The organism is Streptomyces sp. RP5T (genome assembly GCF_003933965.1).
GTDB lineage: Bacteria > Actinomycetota > Actinomycetes > Streptomycetales > Streptomycetaceae > Streptomyces.
The window spans coordinates 1-1,030 of record NZ_RSAJ01001149.1 but is presented as its reverse complement, the minus strand read 5'-3'; the positions used below and the strand labels follow the sequence as shown (position 1 = coordinate 1,030).

2 protein-coding genes are annotated in these 1,030 nt (G+C 70.9%); both read right to left on the bottom strand.

Features of this window, described 5'->3' with window-relative positions; all coding sequences use genetic code 11:
• Positions 1–54: 54 nt before the first annotated feature.
• A complete protein-coding gene (locus EHS43_RS45065) occupies positions 55–699 on the bottom strand; it encodes an RNA polymerase sigma factor (RefSeq protein ID WP_037941591.1) in 645 nt (214 codons plus the stop codon).
• Positions 700–878: 179 nt separating this feature from the next.
• Positions 879–1,030, bottom strand: a 152-nt coding sequence (locus tag EHS43_RS48640) for an ATP-binding domain-containing protein (protein WP_148104366.1), incomplete at its 5' end; no start/stop codon positions are given.

The following is a 1,030-nucleotide window of genomic DNA, read 5'->3' as shown; positions in this document are numbered from 1 at the left end:
GACCCTGCGTCTCCGTCCACTCGGCCGGGTGGGGCCGGTGGGAGGGGCTGGCGTTCATCGGTTTCCTTCCTGTGCGGACCGGACCGCGTATCCGCGATCACCTGTTATCTGCCGGTTCGTGCGGGTAGGTTCCCGTTTTTCTCCGAGCAGTTGCGCGTCGGCGAGCTTGCGCAGCTTGGAGCGGGCGCGGGAGAGGCGGGAGCGGACGGTGCCGACCGGGATACCGAGGGCGCGGGCTGCCTCGGCGTACTCCATCCCCTCCCACAGGCACAGCGTCAGGACCTCGCGCTCGGGGCGCTTGAGCAGGCTGAGGGCGGCGAGGGTGGCGTTGATACGGCGCCGGTCGTCCAGGCGTCCGGCGGTCTCCTCGGCGTGGTCCTCGACCCGTTCCTCGGCGGCGTGCGCGGCGGCCGCGGCGCTCGCCGCGTTGCGGTAGCGGCGGTTGCTGCGGTGGTGGGAGCGGGCGACGTTGGTGGCGATGCCCAGCAGCCACGGCCGCAGCGAGCCGCCCTCGGCCTCGACCGAGTCCCTGCGCCGCCACGCCTCCATGAAGGTCGTCGACATCACGTCCTCGGCCAGCGACCAGTCGGCGGTCAGCCGGAAGGCGTGGTTGTACACCGCGCGGGCGCACGCGTCGAAGAGTTCCGCGAAGGCGTCCGGATCTCCGTTTCGCACCCGGGTTCGCATATCTGTGGTCACGTCTTCAACTGACGCTCGGTGCGGGCGAGTTCCGGTGAGGTACGTCACAGCTGTCGCACAGGTCTCGGGGCGGTGGCCGTGACTCGCTGGACGGGGTGGCCGCTGAGCCGCACAGCGACCATCAGAGGCCCGACAGCAAGGCGCCCGATCTGACGCGGGACCCGGTCCGGCTCGTGGAGTCAGGCAGTCGTGAGCACCGCCAGTCGTTGCGTCGCCCGTGTCATCGCCACGTACCGGTCCACCGCCCCCTCCACGCCGGCACCGAAGCTCTGCGGGTCCACGAGGATCACCAGGTCGAATTCGAGGCCCTTCGAGAGGGCCGGGGAGAGGG